Source organism: Mesorhizobium sp. M0060, assembly GCF_040323155.1.
Lineage (GTDB): Bacteria > Pseudomonadota > Alphaproteobacteria > Rhizobiales > Rhizobiaceae > Mesorhizobium.
Map to the genome: position 1 here is coordinate 129,593 of NZ_JAMYUP010000007.1, position 22,188 is coordinate 151,780.

The 22,188-nt window shown below is 63.3% G+C and carries 20 protein-coding genes and 1 tRNA gene; 15 read left to right on the plus strand and 6 right to left on the minus strand.

Annotated elements, in window-relative coordinates; genetic code table 11:
• Positions 1–372: 372 nt before the first annotated feature.
• Complete coding sequence (locus NKJ94_RS09950) at positions 373–1,425, plus strand: threonine aldolase family protein (protein ID WP_352524626.1); 1,053 nt, start codon at positions 373–375, stop codon at positions 1,423–1,425.
• A 95-nt stretch (positions 1,426–1,520) separates the two neighbouring features.
• On the opposite strand, the gene NKJ94_RS09955 is transcribed toward NKJ94_RS09950, so the two are convergent.
• Positions 1,521–1,985, minus strand: coding sequence for an Hsp20 family protein (locus tag NKJ94_RS09955; RefSeq protein WP_352524628.1), 465 nt, complete (start codon positions 1,983–1,985; stop codon positions 1,521–1,523).
• A gap of 477 nt (positions 1,986–2,462) precedes the next feature.
• Between NKJ94_RS09955 and NKJ94_RS09960 the strand changes: the two genes are divergently transcribed.
• The gene (locus tag NKJ94_RS09960) at positions 2,463–3,434 is read left to right on the plus strand and encodes an alpha/beta fold hydrolase (RefSeq protein ID WP_352524630.1); all 972 of its coding nucleotides are present in this window, start codon (positions 2,463–2,465) and stop codon (positions 3,432–3,434) included.
• A 20-nt stretch (positions 3,435–3,454) separates the two neighbouring features.
• Here NKJ94_RS09960 and NKJ94_RS09965 read toward each other — a convergent pair whose 3' ends face one another.
• The 3 genes from NKJ94_RS09965 to NKJ94_RS09975 all read right to left on the minus strand — a co-directional run bounded on the left by NKJ94_RS09965 (position 3,455) and on the right by NKJ94_RS09975 (position 6,128).
• Entirely contained in the window at positions 3,455–3,964 is a 510-nt protein-coding gene (locus NKJ94_RS09965) for a DUF1579 domain-containing protein (RefSeq protein ID WP_352524631.1), read from the minus strand.
• Between the two features lie 101 nt (positions 3,965–4,065).
• Positions 4,066–4,839, minus strand: coding sequence for a histidinol-phosphatase (gene hisN / locus NKJ94_RS09970; RefSeq protein ID WP_352524633.1), 774 nt, complete (start codon positions 4,837–4,839; stop codon positions 4,066–4,068).
• A 347-nt stretch (positions 4,840–5,186) separates the two neighbouring features.
• Positions 5,187–6,128: an N-formylglutamate amidohydrolase gene (locus NKJ94_RS09975; protein ID WP_352524634.1), complete on the minus strand. Its 942-nt coding sequence runs from the start codon at positions 6,126–6,128 to the stop codon at positions 5,187–5,189.
• Between the two features lie 153 nt (positions 6,129–6,281).
• Here NKJ94_RS09975 and cpdR point away from each other — a divergent pair, with 153 nt between their 5' ends.
• Both cpdR and NKJ94_RS09985 read left to right on the plus strand, forming a co-directional pair.
• On the plus strand, positions 6,282–6,644 hold the full coding sequence (gene cpdR / locus NKJ94_RS09980; RefSeq protein ID WP_006199474.1) for a cell cycle two-component system response regulator CpdR: 363 nt from the start codon (positions 6,282–6,284) through the stop codon (positions 6,642–6,644).
• Positions 6,645–6,748: 104 nt separating this feature from the next.
• Positions 6,749–6,823: transfer RNA gene (locus NKJ94_RS09985), tRNA-Val, on the plus strand.
• 90 nt (positions 6,824–6,913) lie between these two features.
• Here NKJ94_RS09985 and fcl read toward each other — a convergent pair.
• On the minus strand, positions 6,914–7,876 hold the full coding sequence (gene fcl, locus NKJ94_RS09990) for a GDP-L-fucose synthase (RefSeq protein ID WP_352524635.1): 963 nt from the start codon (positions 7,874–7,876) through the stop codon (positions 6,914–6,916).
• A 165-nt stretch (positions 7,877–8,041) separates the two neighbouring features.
• Positions 8,042–9,196: a dihydrodipicolinate synthase family protein gene (locus NKJ94_RS09995; protein WP_352524636.1), complete on the minus strand. Its 1,155-nt coding sequence runs from the start codon at positions 9,194–9,196 to the stop codon at positions 8,042–8,044.
• A 243-nt stretch (positions 9,197–9,439) separates the two neighbouring features.
• Here NKJ94_RS09995 and NKJ94_RS10000 point away from each other — a divergent pair, with 243 nt between their 5' ends.
• From NKJ94_RS10000 to NKJ94_RS10050, 11 genes are all read left to right on the plus strand, one after another.
• Positions 9,440–10,495, plus strand: a complete 1,056-nt coding sequence (locus NKJ94_RS10000) for a LacI family DNA-binding transcriptional regulator (RefSeq protein WP_352524638.1) — start codon at positions 9,440–9,442, stop codon at positions 10,493–10,495.
• Positions 10,492–11,508, plus strand: coding sequence for a Gfo/Idh/MocA family protein (locus tag NKJ94_RS10005; protein WP_352524639.1), 1,017 nt, complete (start codon positions 10,492–10,494; stop codon positions 11,506–11,508). The genes NKJ94_RS10000 and NKJ94_RS10005 overlap by 4 nt, the downstream gene beginning before the upstream one ends.
• The gene (locus NKJ94_RS10010; RefSeq protein ID WP_352524640.1) at positions 11,505–13,106 is read left to right on the plus strand and encodes an acyl CoA:acetate/3-ketoacid CoA transferase; all 1,602 of its coding nucleotides are present in this window, start codon (positions 11,505–11,507) and stop codon (positions 13,104–13,106) included. Before NKJ94_RS10005 ends, NKJ94_RS10010 begins: the two co-directional genes overlap by 4 nt.
• Positions 13,099–13,875 carry an enoyl-CoA hydratase/isomerase family protein gene (locus NKJ94_RS10015; protein ID WP_352524641.1) on the plus strand — a complete coding sequence of 259 codons (777 nt, stop codon included), beginning with the start codon at positions 13,099–13,101 and terminating at the stop codon, positions 13,873–13,875. Before NKJ94_RS10010 ends, NKJ94_RS10015 begins: the two co-directional genes overlap by 8 nt.
• Before the next feature lie 25 nt (positions 13,876–13,900).
• A complete protein-coding gene (locus tag NKJ94_RS10020; RefSeq protein WP_352524642.1) occupies positions 13,901–15,412 on the plus strand; it encodes an aldehyde dehydrogenase family protein in 1,512 nt (503 codons plus the stop codon).
• Positions 15,413–15,471: 59 nt separating this feature from the next.
• A complete protein-coding gene (locus NKJ94_RS10025; protein WP_352524643.1) occupies positions 15,472–16,725 on the plus strand; it encodes an ABC transporter substrate-binding protein in 1,254 nt (417 codons plus the stop codon).
• Positions 16,726–16,877: 152 nt separating this feature from the next.
• On the plus strand, positions 16,878–17,837 hold the full coding sequence (locus NKJ94_RS10030) for a carbohydrate ABC transporter permease (RefSeq protein WP_352524644.1): 960 nt from the start codon (positions 16,878–16,880) through the stop codon (positions 17,835–17,837).
• On the plus strand, positions 17,834–18,778 hold the full coding sequence (locus NKJ94_RS10035; RefSeq protein ID WP_352524645.1) for a carbohydrate ABC transporter permease: 945 nt from the start codon (positions 17,834–17,836) through the stop codon (positions 18,776–18,778). The genes NKJ94_RS10030 and NKJ94_RS10035 overlap by 4 nt, the downstream gene beginning before the upstream one ends.
• A 4-nt stretch (positions 18,779–18,782) precedes the next feature.
• Positions 18,783–19,898, plus strand: coding sequence for an ABC transporter ATP-binding protein (locus NKJ94_RS10040; protein ID WP_352524646.1), 1,116 nt, complete (start codon positions 18,783–18,785; stop codon positions 19,896–19,898).
• A 5-nt stretch (positions 19,899–19,903) separates the two neighbouring features.
• Positions 19,904–21,424, plus strand: a complete 1,521-nt coding sequence (locus tag NKJ94_RS10045) for a GMC oxidoreductase (protein WP_352524647.1) — start codon at positions 19,904–19,906, stop codon at positions 21,422–21,424.
• Positions 21,421–22,182 (plus strand): 3-ketoacyl-ACP reductase, encoded by a 762-nt coding sequence (locus NKJ94_RS10050; RefSeq protein WP_352524648.1) that lies wholly within the window; start codon positions 21,421–21,423, stop codon positions 22,180–22,182. Before NKJ94_RS10045 ends, NKJ94_RS10050 begins: the two co-directional genes overlap by 4 nt.
• The last annotated feature ends 6 nt before the right edge of the window (positions 22,183–22,188 follow it).

Sequence of the window (22,188 nt, forward strand, 5' to 3'; positions counted from 1 at the left end):
GTGCGGCTTTCCGCATGGTTCGCATATGGTATTCGTACAGGCCAGAGCCAGGCTGTCTAGCTGTCGCTCGCAGCAACGGCCGCAGAGGCCAATCATATGCCAATGCGGCCAGTTTTGTGCGACAAAATAAGACAGCACTACTGTCCTAAATTTTTATGACAGAAATCTGCGGCGCATACAAGACCGATTCACAAAATTCTTGAGGCTTTGGCGACAGAAAATTGCGCAAAACGCGGCGACAGCGTAAGCTTCAGGCGCTGCATGTACGCTCATGCGTTTCGCAGGCTTTAGCGGATTTTCGGTATCTGCCCCTTGCGGCCGGCATGCGAAAGCGGCCAAGCTCGCACTGATTTCCCCAGCATAGGCAGACGCATGATTTTCGCTTCCGACAATTGGGCAGGCGCCCATCCCCGTATCGCTGCCGGCCTGTCGGCCCATGCCGACGGCTTCTCCACCGCCTATGGCGACGGTGCCCTCGACACGGCAGTTCACCAGCGCTTCAATGAAATCTTCGAACGCGAGGTCGCGGTGTTTTTTGTGGCCACCGGCACCGCTGCCAATTCGCTGTCGCTGACCGCCTACCACAAGCCAGGCGGCATTTCCTTCTGCCATCGCGAAGCGCATGTCATCGAGGACGAATGCGGTGCACCGGAATATTTCACGGGCGGTTCGCGGCTTTATACAGTCGACGGCGCACTCGGCAAGATCGATGCCGGCAATCTGGAAAGGGCGGTGGACCGTTTCGCATCCGAAAACGTCCATTCCGGGCGGCCGATGGCTGTTTCGATCACCCAGTCGACCGAGGTCGGCACCGTCTACACACTTGACGAAATCACCAGGATTTCGGCGATCGCAAAGCAGCACAGGCTGCCGCTACATATGGACGGTGCTCGCTTTGCCAATGCGCTCGTCGCTCTGGAAACAACGCCAGCGGAGATGACCTGGAAGCACGGCGTCGACATCCTCTCCTTCGGCGGCACCAAGAATGGCTGCTGGTGCGCCGAGGCGATCGTGCTGTTCGATCTCGAGCGAGCCAAGGAATTGGCCTTTTTGCGGAAGCGCGCCGCCCAGCTCTTCTCGAAATCGCGCTTCATCGCCGCGCAATTCGATGCTTATTTTAGGGGTGGGCTATGGCTCAACACGGCACGGCACGGCAATGCCATGGCGGCACGGCTTGCCGCGGCGATCGAGGATTCCCCTTCAGCGCGTCTGGCTTGGCTGCCGCAGGCAAACGAGGTCTTCGCGGTCATGAAAAAGTCCGAGGCCGAAAGAGTGCAAGCGGCAGGCGCGGCTTTCTACGACTGGCACAGGCCGCTCGGCTACGACGGCCATATCGGCGAGGACGAAGCGCTCTATCGCTTCGTCACCAGCTTCGCGACCACGGCCGATGAGGTCGACCGTTTCGGCTACCTGCTCGCCGGATAGCAAGCCTTACCCGCCAGCAACAAAGGGCGGTGCATTGCTGCACCGCCCCTTTTTCCCGGGGAGTTGGCGTCCCAGGAGGAGTTTAGCTGCCTGACTTAGGCGGCGGTCTTAGCCTCGATCTGCTTGGCCTTGGCCGGAGCCGAGGTGATCGCGATCTTGCGCGGCTTCAGCTCTTCGGGAATGTTGCGCTTGAGGTCGACGAAGAGCAGGCCGTTCTTCAGCGCGGCGCCGATGACCTCGACGTGATCGGCAAGCTGGAAGCGGCGCTCGAAGGCTCGGCTGGCGATACCGCGATAGAGCAGTTCGGAACCTTCGCCATTGCCTTCCTCCTTGCGCTCACCCTTGACGGTCAGCACATTGCGGTGAGCTTCGATCGAAATCTCATCTTCCGAGAAGCCGGCCACAGCCATCGAGATGCGATAGGCATCCTCGCCCGTGCGTTCGATATTGTAGGGCGGATAGGTTTGGCCTTCCGGCTGCGCAAGCGAATCGAGCATTGTGAACAGCCGGTCGAAACCGACGGTCGAACGGTAGAGTGGGGAAAAATCAACGTGACGCATAGTGTGTTCTCCTGTTGAGCAACAAGGTTTGCGTATGGCCGGTGCGAAACCCGTGACGGCGTTCCGGATAGGCCAGCGGCCCCGACATTGGCGGCCGCACGATAAATTTGGGAAGCGGGCGAAGGCATTTCAAGATTTTCGAGCGACCGAACCGGATCGCGCTCCCGGACCGTCCCGAAGCCGATGAACGGCAGATGAACCGCGGCTTCGGCGAGCGTTCAGCCAGGCGGCACTAAAACTGTTCTCGAGATCAGGAACAGGTCGCCGGAGAAAGCGACGCGACGAGGCCGAACCGGGTGTAACGTCCCTTCCTCCCGGGTCGACAGAGGCCGGAAGCATGCCCAAGGCTGCTTCCGGCCTCACTTGTTTGCTGCCTGGGTCGACCTCCCCGGCGTCCCGAATTCCTTTGCTTTTGGCGCATGGGCGTCTATGCCTAACTTGCGCCCATGCCGGCACCGACCCCAAACCAAACACCGTATGACCGATCTCTTCCACCAGACCCCGCCCTTCCATGAGACTCCAGGCAATCCGCTGCCGGAAAACGCAGTCGGCGGCTTCTTCACCACGCGCGACGGCAAGAAGATCCGCTATGGGCTGTTTGCCGCGGTCAGCCGTCCGATGAAGGGCACCGTGGTCGTCCTGACCGGCCGCAACGAGTGCATCGAGAAGTATTTCGAGACTATTCGCAACCTTGCCGACCGGGGCTTCGGCGTGGCGAGCCTTGACTGGCGCGGCCAGGGCGCTTCCGACCGGCTGATCGGCGACCGCCAGCGCGGCTACGTCAGGAGCTTCTTCGACTATACCGGCGATCTGGAGCAGTTCTTCGAGGAGATCGTGCTGCCCGATTGCCGGGGACCCTACTACATACTGGCCCATTCGGCCGGGGCGGTGATTGCGCTACTCGCTGCGCCCTCAATGGCGAACCGCGTGCGCCGCATGGTGCTGATCGCGCCGTTCTTCACCGTACCCGACCTGCCGGCTTCGATAAAAACCGTTCGCCGCATCTGTTCGCTGTTCTGTCTGCTCGGCCTTGGCCGACTCTATGCCGCATGGGGTCCGCGGCCGAAGGAAACAGTGCCCTTCGCCATAAACAAGCTGACCAGCGACCCGGCGCGCTATCGGCGCAACACGCTGATCTATGAAACCTATCCGCAGCTGGCGCTCGGCGGGCCGACGATCCGCTGGCTGAGGGCGGCGACGGAGGCGTCCTTAATCGTCAGCGACCCGAATTTCATGGCCAAGATCCAGGTTCCCTTGCTGATGATCGCCGCCGGCGCCGACCAGGTCGTCTCGACCAGGGCAGTCGAAGCCTATGCCAGACGTCTGCGTGTCGGCTCGTTGCTGATGATCGACGGCGCCCGCCATGAGATCCTCCAGGAAACCGACCTCTATCGCGAGCAGCTGCTTGCGGCATTTGACGCCTTCATCCCCGGAACCGGGGACGTCTGAGCCACATACCTTGTCCGGCTTCAGGCCATGCGGGCAAAATCCATGATCCAGTTGGTCTCCCATGTCTTGCCGCCGTCCGGCGAAAAGGCCTGCTCCCAGCGTGCCGACCTGTCCGTGATCCGCGACCACAGGAAGCGGACCTGGATCGGCTGGCCGTCGAAGACATCTTCGCACAGGAACGTGCCGACGCCCGCCACGAAAGTGCCGCGCATCGGAACATCGATGGTCGACGGATTGCGGCCGTCGATCCACCAGATCGACCATTGCCTCGCCGCCGGGTCGAAGGTCCGCAGGGTGGCGGCGCGATAGGGCCCGCCGGGCAATTCAATCCAATTGTCGTCGACATTGCCGAGGCCGCCAAGGATCGCCCGCACGTCGCACGTGCCGCCAAACACATCCCAGTTGCTGTCGCCCTGCAGCCGCTTCTGCAACCTTCGATGGCCGACGGTCCAGCGCCCGAAGAAGAAGTCGAAATCGCTCCGCCCGTCCGCCGGAGCATCGGAATGGCTGGCTGCTGGCTGCCTCGGCATCTATTGTCCTCCCCGCTGACAGCGTTCCATAGCGCATGCCAACTGACATCATCCTGTTAGGAGGTATGGCAACGATCTCGCCTGGGCAGCAATGCCCAATCTCAGCCGCGCAGCGCCGCCATTGCTGCCGCGTGCAGCTCCGGTGTCGCCGCCGCCAGGATGTCGCCGCCCTTTTCCGCCGGCCCGCCTTCGAAGGTGGTGACAACGCCGCCCGCCTTCTCGATGATCGGGATCAGCGCCACGATGTCGTAGGGCTTCAATCCGGGATCGGCGACGATATCGACGCTGCCCGCCGCCACCATGGCGAAGGCGTAGCAGTCGGTGCCGTAGCGGGCGAGTTGGACCTGTTTCTCGAACAGGTCATAGCGCAGACGCGCGTCGCCCTTGAACAGAGCCGGCGTGGTGGTGAACAGCGTCGCCTCGGCGAGATTTGTCGTCTTGCGCGTCGTGAGTTTTCGCGGGCCGCCCGGGCCCTCATAATGCGAGCCGGAGGCATTGGCGTAGAACAGCTCGCCGGTGAAGGGCTGCGACATCATGCCGGCGACGGCATCGCCGTCGACCGTCAGCCCGACCAGCGTGCCCCATACCGGCAGGCCGGAAATAAAGGCGCGTGTGCCATCGATCGGATCGATCACCCAGACATGCCGGCTGGAGATGTTTTCGCTGCCATGTTCCTCGCCGAGAATTCCGTGATCGGGGTATTGCGCGTTGATCAGCGCCCGGATGGCGCGCTCGGCCTCACGGTCGGCCTCGGTGACCGGGTCGAAGCTGCCATGCTCCTTGTTGGCGACCGCGCCCTGATTGCGGAAGCGCGGCAAGGTCTCGGCTGCGGCGGCACGCGCAATGCGCCGCATGAACTCGATGCTGATGTCCAACTGATTCTCCCGCTCCAGCATGTCTGAGATGCCCGTTTGCCCCATGGTTTTATGCCGAAACAAGGGGGTTTTTTGCCGAAACAAGGGCGTTCAGAGACTTTCGCGCAGTGTCAACTGTTGCTCAAATGCAACGCAGTCATCACGGAAATGCAATTTCCACTTCACAGTGAATTAAAAAGCCGGAACGCGCCTTGACATTTGTGCAGCGCACAATACGTTTGTTCTCGGACAGGGGTTCCTGTCCATGCCCTCCTTGGGCGTTTCCTCCCTAGACTTCGACCGTGTCGTGCAAACGATACGGTCTTTTTTTACGCTGCCTCATGAGCGGCGAATGCCGCGATTCGGCGCTATTCGGCAGCCAACGGCAGATCGACGAAATGGTGATCCGGCATCGCCATCAGCTCGGCCGAAAACCGTGCCAGGTCGTCGGCGAGCGCATCGAACCCGGCCGACTTTTGGAACGTCCGCTCGTTCATGTAGAGCCCGCGATTGACCTCGATCTGCAGCGCATGCAGATGCCGCACCGGACGGCCATAATGCTCGGTGATGAAGCCGCCGGCGTAGGGCTTGTTGTGGGCGACGCTGTAGCCCATGCCGGTGAGCAGGCCGATCGCCGTCTCGGTCAACGCCGCCGCGGCGGAGATGCCGAAACGGTCGCCGACGATGAAGTCCGGCCGCAATCCGCTGTCGCCAACTCTTATGCTTGCCGGCATCGAGTGGCAGTCTATCAGCACGGCGTAGCCGAAGCGCGCATGCGTTCTGGTCAAGAGCCGCTTCAGCGTCTCGTGATAGGGCTTGTAGACCGCTTCGATGCGCGCGACGGCTTCTGCCAGCGGCAAGCGGCCGGAATAGATGTCAAGCCCCTCGCCGACCAGCTTGGGCACGGTGCCGAGCCCGCCGGCCACCCGCGCCGAGCGGATGTTGCAGAAGGATGGCACCGGTTCGGCGAACATGCGCGGGTCGAGTTCCCACGGCTCCCGGTTGACGTCGAGATAGGCGCGCGGGAAGTTTGCCGCCAGCATCGGCGCCCCGAGCGCGACGGCACCGCCGAATAATTCCTCGACATAGCAGTCCTCGGAGCGGCGGATGGCGTTGCGGTCCAGCTTGGCCATCGCCATGAACCGGTCCGGATAGTAGCGGCCGCTATGCGGCGAGTTGAAGAGGAAGGGAACGCGCTGTTCGGCGCCCGATCGGATTTCGAAGGGTGGAACGACCGAAAAATCCTCGGCTGCCGTTTTCAATTTGAACGAACCCGGAAATACCAATGCATCATGATAGGAAAGTGCCACCTCGCCGCCCGCATGTCCAGCCGCCGAAGCGCAAGCCAAAACAGGATTGTGCGCCCAACGTTCACTTGATGTTTACCGTCGCCTCCTCATATACAGCATGGTTAACGGGCTTGCCGAACGGCATTGTCGGTTGGGTGATTCGGACGGGACAAGATGGCACGCATTCTGCTGGCGGAAGACGACGACGACATGCGCCGGTTCCTCGTCAAGGCGCTGGAGCGCGCCGGTTATCAGGTCAGCGATTTCGACAATGGCGCCAGCGCCTATGAGCGGCTGCGCGAGGAACCCTTTTCGTTGCTTCTGACCGACATCGTCATGCCGGAGATGGATGGCATCGAGCTCGCCCGCCGCGCCACCGAGATCGATCCCGACCTCAAGGTGATGTTCATCACCGGCTTTGCCGCCGTTGCGCTGAACCCCGATTCCAAGGCGCCGAAAGACGCCAAGGTACTATCGAAGCCGTTCCATCTGCGCGACCTCGTCAACGAAGTCGAAAAGATGCTGCAGGCCGCCTGACGCGCTTTTGTCGCGTCTTTAACCGACGCGACAAGCCGGTCATTCTTTCCCTTTTCCCGCTATTGACGCGCTGAACCAAAAATGGTGTATGCGCGGCTTCGGATGGGCGTGTAGCTCAGCGGGAGAGCACTGCATTGACATTGCAGGGGTCACAGGTTCAATCCCTGTCACGCCCACCATCCAGATAATCCGTCAATTGGCCGTCAGTATTCTCATCGGCGGGCGTTTCCGGCTCATCAGTCCTGATGCCGAGCTCGCCAATACCAGCCTCAGGCAGCGCCGAGGCGGAGATCGCCGGTTTCGACGTGCTCAAGAAACCAGGCATAGGTCTGTTCCAATCCGCTGCGCAGTGAGTGGCGCGGGCGCCAGCCGGTGGCGAACAGGCGCGACACGTCCATCAGCTTGCGCGGCGTGCCGTCCGGCTTCGTCGGATCGAATGTGATTGTGGCATCGGCGCCGGCGACCGACACGATGGTGCGGGCAAGGTCGGCAATGGTGATGTCTTGCCCCGAACCGACATTGATGTGGCTGTCGCCCGCATAATTCTTCAGCAGCCAGACCAGAGCGTCGGCAGCGTCGTCGACATGCAGGAACTCGCGCATCGGCGTGCCCGAGCCCCACACCTCCAAGGTCTTGCGGCCGGCGCGCCTGGCCTCGTGCGCCTTGCGCATCAGAGCGGGCACGACATGGCTGGAATTGAGGTCGAAATTGTCGCCCGGACCGTAGAGATTGGTCGGCATCGCCGAGATGTAGTCGACGCCGTATTGGCGCCGATAGGCCTGGCACAGTTTCAGCCCGGCGATCTTGGCGATCGCATACCATTCGTTGGTGGGTTCGAGCGGGCCGGTTAGCAAGGCGTCCTCGGAGATCGGCTGCGCTGCGAATTTGGGATAGATGCAGGAGGAACCGAGAAACAGCAGCTTCTGCACCTCGTTACGAAAGGCGCTCTCGATGACATTGTTCTGCATGACGAGGTTGTCCTGCAGAAAATCGACAGGAAGCCTGTTGTTGGCCAGGATACCGCCGACCTTGGCCGCCGCCATCACCACCGCATCCGGCTTGTGGTCGGCCATCCAGCGCCGCACGCCGGCCTGGTCGAGAAGATCGAGCTCGGCGCGCGAGGCGGTCAAGACCTCGCAATCCTCGTCGGCCAATCTGCGCAGGATGGCCGAGCCGACCATGCCGCGATGTCCGGCCACGAAAACGCGCTTGCCCTGAAGGTCGAAGGTCATCAGCTTACCCCAATGCAGAACGGCAGCTATGCCAGTTGGCCGGCAGAGCGCCGGATCGGCTTCTCTGCCTGCCGGACGCATACCGCATACAGATTTGCCCAGACAAGGCAAATCGCAAAACCACCCAAACCAGGCTTATGGATCGCACGCTGCAACGTCTTGCAATCAGACGCCCGCTACCGCGCAGAGGCTTGTCATTCTGGCGATGGCGAGTTCCGGCTCGGCCAGCAACCCCGCCTGATCGGCAAGTCGAAAGACATCGGCATAGTGACGGATGCCGCGCGCCGATTGCATGCCGCCGACCATCGAAAAATGCTCCTGGTGGCCGTTCAGCCATGCCATGAAGACGATGCCGGCCTTGTAATATTCGGTCGGCGCCTCGAAGATTTTGCGCGACAGCGGCACTGTCGGGGCCATCAGCGCGTCATAGCCGGCGCGGTCGCCGGCGGCCAGCTTTGCCAGCGCCGCATTGGCGACCGGCGCGATGGCATCGAAAATGCCGAGCAGCGCGTGCGAATGTCTCTCGCCGTCCCCGGCGATCAGCTCGGGGTAATTGAAGTCGTCGCCGGTGAACATCACCACGCCGTCGGGCAGCCGGTCCCTGAGCGCGATCTCCTTGCCGGCATCGAGCAGCGATATCTTTATGCCTTCGACCTTGCCGGCATGGTGTCCGACGAGCGCGACCACCGTATCGAGCGCGGTCTCGAAATTCTTGCTCCCCCAGTAGCCTTTCAGCGCCGGGTCGAACATGTCTCCCAGCCAGTGCAGGATCACCTTGCCGGACGCCTGGGACAGGATGCGGTCATAGACGCCGATATAATCCTCGGGACCCTTGGCGACCGCCGCCAGCGCCCGGCTGGCCATCATGATCGCCTTGCCGCCAAGGCCTTCGATGAAGCCGAACTGCTCTTCATAGGCCGCGACGACATCGTCGAGCGTGCTCGCGGCCCCCGGCGCCAGATGGTCGGTGCCGGCGCCCGACGCGAGATCGGCGCCATCGACGCTTCGCGCCTCGATAATCGAGCGGCGGATCAGTTCCCTGGCGTTTGCCCAGTCGAAACCCATGCCGCGCTGTGAGGTGTCCATCGCTTCGGCGACGCGGAAGCCGAGCCGCCACAGATGATGGCGAAACGCCATCGTCTTGTCCCAGTCGACCGCGGGCCTGGACCACGGATCGTTCATGGCGAGCGGATTGGCGACAACATGGGCGGCAGCGTAGGCGATGCGCGAGAACCGCGCGCCGGCCACGGGCTGCACCGGCTGGCCGACGAGCCGGTAGCGGGTGCCGCGGCCGCCCTCCCCGGGCAAGGTGATGTCCATGGCTCCTCTCCCTTCACGGCTGCTTAAATGGAACGTTCCAATAAATCAAGATATTTTGTTGCCCTGTCTCGCACGGGCTGGATTGCTGCATTGCAGCGGGAGAAGCCCTGTGCCGTGCCGAATTCCGCCTGCAGATTATGCATTTCTCCGAATTCCCAAAAACGCGATTGACTCAAATCCACAGCAGGGATTAGAACGTTCCAATAAATTCATACAAGAAGCCGACCGGGAGGACGCATCTGGATGGCCAGCCGGGCCAAAGCAACGATACTCGACATCGCCCGCGAGGCGGGCGTGTCCAAATCGACGGTATCGCTCGTGCTGCAAGGCAGCGGGCTGATCCGGCCTGAGACCGCGCTCAAGGTGCGCAAGGCGATCGAGGATGTCGGCTATGTCTACAACCGCGGCGCCGCCAATCTGCGCAAGGCCCATTCCAACGTCATCGGCATGGTCATCAACGATCTCACCAATCCGTTTTTCGCCGAATTGGCGGTCGGCATGGAGCGCGTCTTCCAGTCGGCCGGCATTGTGCCTTTCATCGCCAATACGGCTGAAAACCCGGTGCGCCAGGAAGAGGTGCTGAAATCGCTGATGGAGCAGGGTGTCGCCGGGCTCGTCGTGTCGCCGGCGCGCGGCACCACACCTGGCGCGTTCCGCCGCCTTGAGACCGCAGGCGTTCCGGTCGTCTTCGTCATGCGCCGCCTCCCCGAAAGCCGCATCCCGGTGATCACGCCCGACAATCATCGCGGCGCCTATCTTGCCACAGCCCATCTGATCGGCAAGGGCCACCGCCGGCTGGCCTTCTTCGGCGGCTCGTCCGACCTTGTCGTCTACCACGAGCGGCTGGGCGGCTTTCGCGCGGCCTGTGAAGCGCTCGGCATCACACCGGCCGACAGGCTCGTCTTCGAGGGCGAAACCAGCCGCAAGGGCGGCATAGCCTGCCTGGAAACCGCACTCGCCATGGCCGCGCCGCCGACCGCGGCGCTTTGCTTCAACGATGCCGTCGCCTTCGGCGTCTTGCTGGCGCTGCGCAAGCGTGGCCTGGAACCCGGTGTGGATTTTGCCGTCGTCGGCTTCGACGACGTCGCCGAGGCCGAGCACTATATGCCGGCGCTGACCAGCGTCTCGGTGAACACCGCCGGGCTCGGCGAGCGCGCCGCCCATGTCGTGCTGAAGATGATCCAGTCGCGCACCACGCGCGCCGAGGATCATATCGGCGCCGTCAACCTCGTGGTCAGGGAAAGCTGCGGCCCCGATCGCGATGGAACTCGGCGTGCGGGAGTGGGGGACGCGGCATGACCGTCCGATGGGGATTGATCGGCGCCAGCACGATCGCAAGGCAATTCATGATCGGCGCCATCCGCGCGCAGCCGGACGGCGAGATCGCCGCGGTGATGAGCTCCAGCCCGGAGCGCGCCGCCACCTACGCCAGCGAAAACCGCATTCCGGCGGCGGTCTCGGCGCTCGACACCCTGCTCAAATCCGACATCGACGCCGTCTACATCTCGACCACCAACGAATTGCATCTCGAACAGGCACTCGCCGCCATCGAGGCGGGAAAGCATGTGCTTTGCGAAAAACCACTGGCGCTGACCAGCGCCGACGCCCGCAAGATGGTCGCCGCCGCCAGGGCTGCCGGCGTCGTGCTCGGCACCAATCACCATCTGCGCAATGCCGGCTCGCATCGGGCGATGCGCGCAGCGATCGCCGCCGGCCGCATCGGCAGGCCGATCGCCGCACGCGTCTTCCACTCTGTCTATCTGCCGGAAAACCTGCAGGGCTGGCGCATCACCAGGCCGGACGCCGGCGGCGGCGTGGTGCTCGACATCACCGTCCACGATGCCGACACGCTGCGCTTCGTGCTCGGCGACGATCCGGTGGAGATTTCGGCCTTCACGCAATCGGCCGGCATGGCCGCCGGCGGGCTGGAAGACGGTGCCATGTGCCTCTGGCGCTTCGGACGGGGCGTCATCGCCCAGTCGCATGAGGGCTTCACCACCAAATTCGCCGGCACCGGCTTCGAGGTGCATGGCAGCGAAGGCTCGCTGATCGCCAGGGACGTAATGACGCAGAAGCCGGTCGGCTCGATGTTGCTGCGAACGGCAACGGGCGAGGAGGAATTGAGCTTCGACCGCGAAGACCTCTATGCCCGTTCGCTGCGCCAATTCCATGCGGCGATCCGCGGCGAGGGCCAGCCTTCCGCCACCGGCGAGGACGGCGTCTGGTCGCTGACCGCGGCCGAAGCGGCATTGCAGTCGGCCAGGTCCGGCAAGGCCGTTGCCATCGACCCGAAGCTCGGGAGTGCTGGGTGAGCAAGCTCGTCTCCGCGGCTGAGGCTGCCGGTCTGATCAGGGATGGGATGGTCGTTTCCGTGTCGTCGTCGAGCGGCCTCGGCTGCCCGGATGCGGTGCTTGCTGCTATCGGCGAGCGCTTCGACGCAGATGGGCATCCCAAGGATATCACGACGCTGCATCCGATCGCCGCCGGTGACATGTACGGCATCAAGGGCATCGATCACTTAGCCAAGCCCGGCCTGCTGAAGCGCACTTTGTGCGGCTCCTATCCGTCCGGGCCGTCCTCGTCCGAGCCGCCGCAGATCTGGAAGATGATCGGCGACAATACGGTCGCCGCCTACAACGTGCCGTCCGGTATCCTGTTCGACATGCATCGTGAGGCCGCCGCCAAGCGCCCCGGCGTGCTGACCAAGGTCGGGCTCGACACCTTTGCCGACCCGCGCCACCAGGGCTGCGCCATGAATGCTGCCGCCAGCGAGCCGATCGTTTCGGTGCAGCAGTTCGATGGCGAGGAGTGGCTCTATTTCCGCTCGATCGTACCTCAGGTCGCGATCATTCGCGCCACCACCGCCGACGAGCGCGGCAACCTCACCTATGAGCATGAAGGCGCCTATCTCGGCGGCCTCGAACAGGCGCTGGCCGCCCGCAACAATGGCGGTATCGTCATCGCGCAGGTCAAGCGCGTCGTCGAGAACGGCACGCTGAAGCCGCACGATGTGCGCGTGCCCGGCGTGCTGGTCGACCATATCGTCGTGGCACCCGACCAGTTGCAGACGACGCTGACGCCCTACGATCCGGCCATCTCCGGCGAGATCTTCCGGCCGCTGTCGAGCTTTCGCAACGCCGAAATGAATGTCCAGAAGGTCATTGCCCGGCGCGTCGCCATGGAGCTTGCCGACGGCATGGCGGTCAATATCGGCTTCGGCATCTCGGCCAATGTGCCGCGCATCCTGCTCGAGGAAGGCCAGCACGGCAAGGTCACCTGGGTCATCGAACAGGGCGCGGTCGGCGGCGTGCCGCTGCTCGACTTCAAGTTCGGCTGCTCGTCGAACGCCGACGCCTTCATGCCCTCGCCACACCAGTTCATCTATTTCCAGGCTGGCGGCTTCGACGCCTCGCTGCTGTCCTTCCTGCAGATCGACCGCCACGGCTCGGTCAACGTCTCCAGGCTTTCGGCGCGGCCGCATGTCACCGCCGGCGCCGGCGGCTTCGTCGACATCACCGCGCGGGCGAAGAAGATCGTCTTTTCTGGTTTCTTCAATGCCGGCGCCAAGCTGTCGCTGGACGATGGCGGCATCCGCATCGACCAGGAAGGCAAGGTCAAGAAAGTCGTCGGCGAGGTCGAGCACATCTCATTCTCCGGGAAGCGTGCCGTCGCCCAGGGACAGGACATCACCTATGTTACCGAGCGCTGCGTGATGAAGCTGACGCCGGCAGGGCTGATGGTGACCGAGCTGGCGCCAGGTGTAGACTTGGAGCGCGATGTGCTGGCGCAGGCCGAGATCCCACTCGCCGTCGCCAACGATCTGAAGACGACGCCGGAGGCGCTCTACCGGGACCGGCCGATCGGCCTGTCGCTCAATGGCGGCGCCTCGCTTGGAGGCGCGCATGGCTGAGCGTCTCGTCACCTTTGAAACTGACGGCGCCATCGGCATTGTCACGCTGCGCCGGCCGGAGAAATTCAACGCGCTCGACATCCCGATGCTGCGGGCGCTCGAAGAAGCACTCGACGAGGCCGAGACGGCGGAAGGCGTCCGCGTCGTGCTGATCTGCGGCGAGGGCAAGGGCTTTTGCGCCGGTGGCGACGTCGAGGCTTGGGCAGCCATGAGCGCTGTCGATTTCCAGGTGCAATGGGTGCGCTACGGTCACCGCGTCTTCGATCGGCTGGCGCGGCTGCGGCAGCCGACGATCGCCGTGCTTGCCGGCCATGCGCTGGGCGGTGGGCTGGAACTGGCGGCTGCATGCGACTTCCGCGTAGCGGAAACACAGGTGAAGCTGGGTTTCCCCGAGACCTCGATCGGCGTCGTTCCCGGCTGGTCCGGCACACAGCGCGCCGTGCGCCGCTTCGGCGCACAGGCGGTGCGGCGGATGGCGCTCGGCGGCGAGGTGTTTCTGGCAATCGAGGCGATGACTCTGGGGATCGTCGACCGGGTGGTTGAGACCGGTAAGGCGTTCGCCGAAGCCAGGGCCTGGGCCGGCAAGATCGCCGAGCGCGGGCCGCTGGCGACCGAGGCCGCCAAGCTGATGATTGCCATTGCCGAAGGCGAAGAGAGTGCTGCCGCGACCGAAGCGCTGGCCAGCGGCTTCATCGCGCTGACAAGCGATCTCAGGGCCGGCGTCGAGGCTTTCAAAGCCAAGCAGAAGCCGGCGTTCTCGAGATCATAAAATGCGAGCAGAACCTGGAAATCACATGAACGCGCCCCTCAACATTGCTATGCCCGCCGAGGCAGCCGCAGCGCCGAAAAGCTACCGGTTGCTGATCGACGGCAAGTTCGTCGATGCCCAGGACGGCCGCACGCTGGAGCGCAGCAGCCCCGGCCACAGCTTCACCGTTTCGCGCTATGCGCAAGCCGGCGCGGCGGATGTCGAGGCGGCGGTACAGGCCGCGCACAAGGCCTTCGAGACCGGCCCGTGGCCGCGCGTGAAGGCCGGCGAGCGCGCCGCGATCCTGCTCAAAACGGCAGACCTGATCGAGGCGCGGCTCGAGGACATTGCCCGGCTCGATGCACTGGAATCCGGCAAGCCGATCGCCCAGGCGCGCGGCGAGATCGGCGGCGCCGTCGACATCTGGCGCTATGCCGCGGCACTCGCCCGCACGCTTCACGGCGAAAGCTACGCCAATCTCGGCGATGCGATGCTCGGTGTCGTGCTGCGCGAACCGATCGGCGTCGTCTCGATCATCACGCCGTGGAATTTTCCCTTCCTGATCGTCAGCCAGAAACTGCCCTTCGCGCTCGCTGCCGGCTGCACGGCGGTGGTCAAGCCGAGCGAAATGACGTCGGCCTCGACGTTCGTTCTCGGCGAGATCCTGATGCAGGCCGGTCTGCCGGACGGCGTCGTCAACATCCTTGCCGGGCTGGGCACCGATGTCGGCGCACCGATGGTCAGCCACCCGCTGGTCGAGATGGTGTCGTTCACCGGCTCCACCCGCGTCGGCAAGATGACCATGGCGTCTGCCGCCAACTCGCTGAAGAAAGTCTCGATGGAGCTCGGCGGCAAGAACGGCCAGATCGTCTTTCCCGATGCCGACCTCGAAGCCGCCGCCGACGCGGCGGTATTCGGCGGCTTCTTCAACGCCGGCGAATGCTGCAATGCCGGCAGCCGGCTGATCGTCCATGAGGCGATCGCCCACGAGTTCCTCGGCGCAGTAAAGGCGCTGACTGCCAAGGTGACCGTCGGCGACCCGCTCGACGATCGCACCAAGGTCGGCGCGATGATCTCCGCCGACCATGTGGCCAAGGTCACCGGCTACGTGACGGCAGCGGAAAACGAGGGCAGCCGGATCTATAGCGGCGGCAAGCAGCTTGCTTCGAGCGCCGGCCAGTATCTTGATCCGACCATCGTTCGCGACGTCACCGAAGACATGGCCATTGCGCGCGAGGAAGTGTTCGGTCCGGTGCTCTCGGTGCTGACTTTTGAATCGATTGAAAGGGCGTTGCACATCGCCAACAACACGCCCTATGGTCTGTCGGCGGGCGTGTGGAGCGCCAGCATCGATACCTGCATGTCGGTGGCGCGGAATGTGCGTTCGGGAACCGTTTGGGTGAACACGTTCATGGAGGGTTATCCCGAGCTGCCTTTCGGCGGCTACAAGCAGTCCGGTCTCGGACGCGAACTCGGCAAGCGCGCCGTCGAGGATTATACCGAGGAAAAGACAATCCAGTTTCATCGCGGCCAGCGCACCGGATGGTGGGTCGGCTGAGTTGGGAAGAACCCGGTGGGCATCCGCCGGTCGTGTAAGTTCAACAAGGGAGGAAGTACATGTTGCGCAAACTGCTTATCGGGACGGCTCTCGCATCGGGCGTTGCGTTCGCGGCCCATGCCGAGGACGTCAAGGAAGTCCAGATGCTGCATTGGTGGACGTCGGGCGGCGAAGCTGCCGCTCTGAACGTGCTCAAGCAGGATCTGGCCAAGGAAGGCTTTGCCTGGAAGGACGTGCCGGTGGCCGGCGGTGGCGGTGACCCCGCAATGGTTGCGCTGAAGGCAATGGTGGCTGCAGGCAATCCGCCGACCGCCTCCCAGATGCTCGGCTACACCGCGCTCGACTATGCGGCGGCCGGCAAGATGGGCGATATCACCGCTATCGCCGTCAAGGAGGGCTGGGACAAGGCTGTTCCCGCGGCGCTGCAGAAGTTTACCGTCTATGACGGCAAATGGGTCGCGGTGCCTGTCAACGTCCATTCGGTCAACTGGTTGTGGATCAACAAGGCTGTGATGGACAAGATCGGCGGCACCGAGCCGAAGACCTTCGACGACCTTATTGCGCTGCTCGACAAGGCCAAGGCGGCCGGCGTCATTCCGCTCGCCCTCGGTGGCCAGAACTGGCAGGAAGCCACCATGTTCGACTCGGTCGTGCTGTCGACCGGCGGACCTGAGTTCTACAAGAAGGCCTTCAACGACCTCGACGACGCATCGCTCAAGTCCGACACGATGAAGAAGTCGTTCGACAACCTCGCCAAGCTGGTCACCTATGTCGACCCGAACTTCTCGGGCCGCGACTGGAACCTCGCCACCGCCATGGTCATCAAGGGGGATGCCCTGGTTCAAGTCATGGGCGACTGGGCCAAAGGCGAGTTCCACGCCGCCAACAAGATCCCGGGTACCGATTTCCTGTGCTACCGCTTCCCGGGCACCGACGGCAGCGTCGTCTACAATTCCGACGTGTTCGGCATGTTCGACGTATCTGACGACCGCAAGGCCGCCCAAGCCGCACTTGCCACCGCCACTTTGTCGAAGAGCTTCCAGTCGGCCTTCAACGTCGTCAAGGGCTCGGTTCCGGCCCGCACCGACGTACCGGACACCGACTTCGACGCCTGCGGCAAGAAGGGCATCGCCGACCTTAAGGCCGCCAACGAGAAGGGCACGTTGTTCGGTTCGCTGGCCCAGGGCTATGGCGCCCCGCCCGCGATCGCCAATGCCTACAAGGATGTCGTGACCAAGTTCGTCCACGGCCAGATCAAGACCTCGGACGAGGCCGTGACCGAACTGGTCAAGGCGATCGACGACGCCAGGTAAGGCCACGCACGAAAAAGACCTTCCCCGCTCCGGCGGGGAAGGTTCCAATCCGCAGATATGGTCGACCACGCGGTCGATCAAAACCCCGTCTGCACCGGGCCGTCTTCCCGCTTGGCGGTGAAAGCACGGACGACCCAGAACGGGAGGAGCTCATGAGTACGGTTGCGACAAGCCAGATCAAGCTGACGCCGGAGCACAATGCTCGTCCGCGCGCCTCGGTGCGTTCGCGCCTGCAGGATGCGCTGCCGAAGATCGTGCTGGCGCCGAGTTTCGCCATCACCATCGTCTTCGTCTACGGCTTCATCCTGTGGACGATCTATCTGTCCTTCACCAATTCCAAGACCTTCCCGTCCTATGCCATCACCGGCCCGCGCGCCTACCAGCGGCTGTGGCGTTGGACCTTCGACATCGACCCGCCATCGAGCTGGTACACGTCGATCACCAATATGGGCATTTTCGGCTTTCTCTACATCTTCATCTGCCTGGCGCTCGGCCTGTTCCTGGCCATCCTGCTCGACCAGAAGATCCGCGGCGAAGGCATGTTGCGGCCGATCTATCTCTACCCGATGGCACTGTCCTTCATCGTCACCGGCGTTGCCTGGAAATGGTTCCTCGACCCCGGCCTTGGCCTCGAGCAGACGCTGCACCAATGGGGCTGGACGAGCTTCCATTTCGACTGGATCAAGAACAAGGATTTCGTCATCTACACGGTGGTCATCGCCGGCGTCTGGCAGGCGTCGGGCTTCATCATGGCGATGTTCCTGGCCGGTCTGCGCGGCATCGACGGCGAGATCATGAAAGCGGCGCAGATCGACGGCGCCACTACCTTCCAGCTCTACCGCCGCATCGTCATCCCGCTGCTGCGGCCCATTTTCCTTTCGGCCTTGATCGTGCTCGCGCATCTCGCCATCAAGTCCTACGATCTGGTCGTCGCGCTGACCAGCGGCGGGCCTGGCGGCTCGGCCTGGCTGCCGTCGAACTTCATGTATGAATACACCTTCAAACGCAACGAAATGGCCGTCGGCTCGGCCAGCGCCGTGATCATGCTGATGACCATAACCGCGATCATCGTTCCCTACCTCTACTCCGAGCTCAGGGAGAAGCCGCGATGAGCGCCTTGGCAACGCCTGCCCGCCAGGGCACTGGCGGTATCAGCGCCAGGACTATTAATCGCATCGTCATCTACGGGCTGCTGGCGCTGTTTGCGCTGTTCTACCTGATGCCGCTGTTCGTCATGCTGGTGACCTCGTTCAAGACCATGGACGAGATACAGAACGGCAACATGCTGGCGCTGCCGCAGGCGCCGACCTTCGCACCCTGGATAAGGGCGTGGAGCGAAGTTTGCTCGGGTCTCACCTGCGTCGGCATGAAGGGCTATTTCTGGAACTCGATCAAGATGGTGGTTCCGGCCGTCATCATCTCGACCCTGCTCGGCGCGCTCAACGGCTATGTGCTGACGAAGTGGCGCTTTCGCGGGGCGACGCTGGTGTTTGGGCTGATGCTGTTTGCCTGCTTCATCCCGTTCCAGTCGGTCCTCTTGCCGATGGCAACGATCCTCGGCAGCTTCGGCCGGTTCGGCGTCAAGCTGCAGAATGCGACCGGCCTTACCTTCGGCTTCGGCAATCCGACCGTGAACCTGGTGTTCGTCCACGTCGTCTACGGCATCGGCTTCACCACCCTGTTCTTCCGCAATTATTACGAAGCGTTTCCGAACGAGCTGGTGAAGGCGGCGCAGATCGACGGCGCCAGCTTCTTCCAGATCTTCCGGCGCATCATGCTGCCCAACTCGCTGCCGATCATCGTGGTGACGGTGATCTATCAGTTCACCAACATCTGGAACGACTTCCTCTTCGCCTCCGCCTATGCCGGCTCCGGCGACGTGATGCCGATGACGGTGGCGCTGAACAACGTCGTCAACACCTCGACCGGCGTCGTCGAATACAACGTCAACATGGCGGCGGCGATGATCGCCGCGCTGCCGACGCTCCTCGTCTATGTGCTCGCCGGCCGCTATTTCGTGCGCGGCCTGATGGCTGGCGCCGTTAAAGGATAATCGGATGGCTTTTCTGGAAATTGATGGGCTGAAGAAGCGCTTCGGATCGGTCGAGATCCTGAAAGGCATCGACCTCGACCTCGAAAAGGGCGGCTTCCTCGTGCTGGTCGGGCCTTCCGGCTGCGGCAAGTCCACGTTGCTCAACACCATTGCCGGCCTGGAAACCATCACCGAAGGCGAAATTCGCGTCGACGGACGCACGATCAACGATCTCCACCCCTCCAAGCGCGATATCGCCATGGTCTTCCAGAGCTACGCTCTCTATCCGAACATGACGGTCGCCGGGAATATCGCCTTCGGCATGGAGATGCGCGGCGTGCCGGCCGGCGAGCGCCAGAAGGCGATCGACAAGGTGGCGAAGGTCCTGCAGATCGGCCATTTGCTGAAGCGCAAGCCAAGCCAGCTTTCCGGCGGCCAGCGCCAGCGCGTCGCCATGGGCCGGGCGCTGGTGCGCGATCCCAAGCTGTTCCTGTTCGACGAGCCGCTGTCCAATCTCGACGCCAAGCTGCGCGTCGACATGCGCATCGAGATCAAGCGCCTGCACGCCACCACCGGCACCACCATCGTCTACGTCACCCACGACCAGATCGAGGCGATGACGCTGGCCACCAAGATCGCGGTGATGCGCGACGGTGAGGTACAGCAGTTCGGCACGCCGGCCGAAATCTATAACAATCCGACCAACCTGTTTGTTGCCGACTTCATGGGCTCGCCGGCGATGAACCTGATCCCGGCGACGATCGGCAGCAACGGCAGCGGCTTCTCCGTCGTCCTGGAGCGTGAGGCTCGCCAGCCGATCTCGCTGCCGCTGGCCAATGCGCCGGCCGGCCTGTCGGCATTCCAGGGAAAACCGATCATCTTCGGCGTCCGCCCCGAAGCACTGACCGATCCCGAGGGCGCCGAACGCAACGCCTCGAACATCGCCAGCGCCGACTGTCACATCGAGGTCATCGAGCCGGCCGGCTCGGATACTTTCGCGGTCACCAATCTCGGCGGCAAGGCGGTGGTGGCGCGGCTGCGCGCCGACGCCAATATCCAGCCGGGCACGGTCACCCCGCTCGCCTTCAACCTGACCAAGGCGGTGTTCTTCGATCCGGCGACCGAGAAACGCATCGTCTGACGACCATGACAAATCCAGACATCGTCATCATCGGCTCCGGCATAGGCGGCGCCACGATCGCCTCCGGCCTTGCCGGCAGCGGCGCCTCGATCCTGATGCTGGAGCGCGGCGCACCGCTGCCGGCGACGCCGCACACGCGCGACACCCGAGCCATCTTCGTCGATGGTCATTATCGGCCGAAGGAGATGTGGCTCGAGGCCGGCGGAGCGCCTTTCAACCCGGGCAATTACTACTATGTCGGCGGCAATTCGAAATTCTACGGCGCTGTGCTGATCCGCTACCGCAGGGAAGACTTTTCGGAGATGGAGCACTATGGCGGCATCTCGCCGGCCTGGCCGTTCTCCTATGAGGAATTCGAACCCTGGTATTCCAAGGCCGAGCAGCTTTTCCGCGTGCGCGGTGCACTCGGCGAAGACCCGACCGAGCCGTTCCACTCGACGCCCTACCCTTTCGGGCCGGTACCCGACGAGCCGCCGATCGCGCGTGCGCGCGCCGAGTTGAAGAGCCTGGGCCTGCATCCGGCATCGCTGCCGCTCGGCGTCGACATCGAAGCCTGGCTGAAAGACGGCAGCACGCCGTGGGACGCGTTTCCTAACACCGGGACCGGGAAGATCGACGCGCAATCCGGGCCGTTGGCGGCTGCCCTTGCCGACAAGGACATCAGGCTCGAGACCGGCGCCCATGTCGAATATCTCGAGGCATCGCCGGACGCCAGGACGATCGAGACCGTCCATTACCGCCAGAACGGTGCGCTGAAGAAAGTCGCGCCGAAGCTGGTCATCCTGTCGGCCGGCGCGGTCAATTCCGCCGCCATCCTGCTGCGTTCGCCTTCCCCTTCTTCCAAGGGCAAAGGAGGTGGCAAAGGCTTGGCCAACCGTTCCGACCAGGTCGGCCGCAACTTCATGAACCACAATTCGAGCGCCATGCTGGCGATCGATCCGCGCCGCAGGAACAAATCCGTCTACCAGAAGACGCTGATGCTGAACGACTATTATCTATCCGACGGCAAGGGCGGCAAACCGCTCGGCAACGTCCAGCTTCTAGGCAAGATCGACGGCAACATCCTCAAGGCCAATGTCAGGCGCGCGCCCAAATTCGCGCTGGATTTCATGGCCGGCCACGCCGTCGACTGGTATTTGATGTGCGAGGACCTGCCCGATGCCGAAAGCCGCATCATGGTCGATGGGACGGACATCGTCATGCAGTGGCGGCGCTCCAACATGCAGTCGCTCGACGGGCTGACCAAGGTGATGCGCGAGAATTTCCGCGCCTGCGGCTATCCGATCGTGCTGTCGCGGCCGTTCGACAAGCGCACGCCCTCGCATCAGTGCGGCACGGTAAAGATGGGTAACGATCCGGCGACCTCGCCACTCGATCCGTTCTGCCGCTCTTTCGACCACACCAACCTTTTCGTCGTCGATGGCGGCTTCCTGACGAACTCGGCCGCGGTCAATCCGGCGCTGTCGATCGCCGCACAGGCGCTGCGCGTCGCCGACCACATCCGCAAGACGGAGTTCGCAACATGAACCGCCCGGCAGCGATCGTCACCGGCGGTGCGCGCGGCATCGGCCTTGCCTGCGCCGAGGCGCTGGCCAGCGCCGGCTTCGATATTCTGGTGGCCGACCTTGCCGACGAAGCCGCCGACGGGCTCGCCGCCGACATCACCGCGCGCGGCGCGAAATTCGCCTATGTCAGCAGCGACATCGCCAAACTCGACGACCACGCCGCGCTGGTCGATGCTGCAACAGGCGCCTTCGGTCGCATTGACTGCCTGGTCAACAATGCCGGCATCGGCGCCGTCGAACGCGGCGACCTGCTGGAGCTCAAGCCGGAAAATTTCGACCGGGTGCTCGGCATCAACCTGCGCGGCACCGTGTTCCTCAGCCAGGCCGTTGCCAAAGCGATGCTCGGCCAGCCGAGCGTTGGTGCGAGATCGATCATCACCATCACCTCGGTCAGCGCCGCGATGGCTTCGCCAGAACGTTCCGATTACTGCATTTCCAAGGCCGGGCTTTCGATGTGGGTGAAGAACCTGGCGCTGCGCCTTGCCATCGAAAACATCGCCGTGTTCGAAGTGCGGCCGGGCATCATCCGCACCGACATGACCGCGGGTGTCACCGCCAAATATGACGGGCTGATCGACGGCGGCCTGGTGCCGGCAATGCGCTGGGGCGAAAGCGAAGATATCGGTGCCGCCGTGGCGGCGCTCGCCAGCGGCAAGCTCGGCTTTTCGACCGGCTCGATCATCAATGTCGACGGCGCGCTGTCGGTGCCGAGGCTATGAACAGGT

What these genes read in the sequence shown, in the direction of transcription:
- cpdR (WP_006199474.1), top strand. Translation starts at nt 6,282, where the DNA reads ATGGCACGCATTCTGCTGGCGGAAGACGACGACGACATGCGCCGGTTC.
- NKJ94_RS10020 (WP_352524642.1), top strand. Translation starts at nt 13,901, where the DNA reads ATGAACGCGCCCCTCAACATTGCTATGCCCGCCGAGGCAGCCGCAGCG.
- NKJ94_RS10030 (WP_352524644.1), top strand. Translation starts at nt 16,878, where the DNA reads ATGAGTACGGTTGCGACAAGCCAGATCAAGCTGACGCCGGAGCACAAT.
- NKJ94_RS09950 (WP_352524626.1), top strand. Translation starts at nt 373, where the DNA reads ATGATTTTCGCTTCCGACAATTGGGCAGGCGCCCATCCCCGTATCGCT.
- NKJ94_RS10015 (WP_352524641.1), top strand. Translation starts at nt 13,099, where the DNA reads ATGGCTGAGCGTCTCGTCACCTTTGAAACTGACGGCGCCATCGGCATT.
- NKJ94_RS10000 (WP_352524638.1), top strand. Translation starts at nt 9,440, where the DNA reads ATGGCCAGCCGGGCCAAAGCAACGATACTCGACATCGCCCGCGAGGCG.
- NKJ94_RS09995 (WP_352524636.1), bottom strand. Translation starts at nt 9,196, where the DNA reads ATGGACATCACCTTGCCCGGGGAGGGCGGCCGCGGCACCCGCTACCGG.
- fcl (WP_352524635.1), bottom strand. Translation starts at nt 7,876, where the DNA reads ATGACCTTCGACCTTCAGGGCAAGCGCGTTTTCGTGGCCGGACATCGC.
- NKJ94_RS10025 (WP_352524643.1), top strand. Translation starts at nt 15,472, where the DNA reads ATGTTGCGCAAACTGCTTATCGGGACGGCTCTCGCATCGGGCGTTGCG.
- NKJ94_RS10050 (WP_352524648.1), top strand. Translation starts at nt 21,421, where the DNA reads ATGAACCGCCCGGCAGCGATCGTCACCGGCGGTGCGCGCGGCATCGGC.
- NKJ94_RS10045 (WP_352524647.1), top strand. Translation starts at nt 19,904, where the DNA reads ATGACAAATCCAGACATCGTCATCATCGGCTCCGGCATAGGCGGCGCC.
- NKJ94_RS09965 (WP_352524631.1), bottom strand. Translation starts at nt 3,964, where the DNA reads ATGCCGAGGCAGCCAGCAGCCAGCCATTCCGATGCTCCGGCGGACGGG.
- NKJ94_RS10005 (WP_352524639.1), top strand. Translation starts at nt 10,492, where the DNA reads ATGACCGTCCGATGGGGATTGATCGGCGCCAGCACGATCGCAAGGCAA.
- NKJ94_RS10040 (WP_352524646.1), top strand. Translation starts at nt 18,783, where the DNA reads ATGGCTTTTCTGGAAATTGATGGGCTGAAGAAGCGCTTCGGATCGGTC.
- NKJ94_RS10035 (WP_352524645.1), top strand. Translation starts at nt 17,834, where the DNA reads ATGAGCGCCTTGGCAACGCCTGCCCGCCAGGGCACTGGCGGTATCAGC.
- NKJ94_RS09955 (WP_352524628.1), bottom strand. Translation starts at nt 1,985, where the DNA reads ATGCGTCACGTTGATTTTTCCCCACTCTACCGTTCGACCGTCGGTTTC.
- NKJ94_RS09960 (WP_352524630.1), top strand. Translation starts at nt 2,463, where the DNA reads ATGACCGATCTCTTCCACCAGACCCCGCCCTTCCATGAGACTCCAGGC.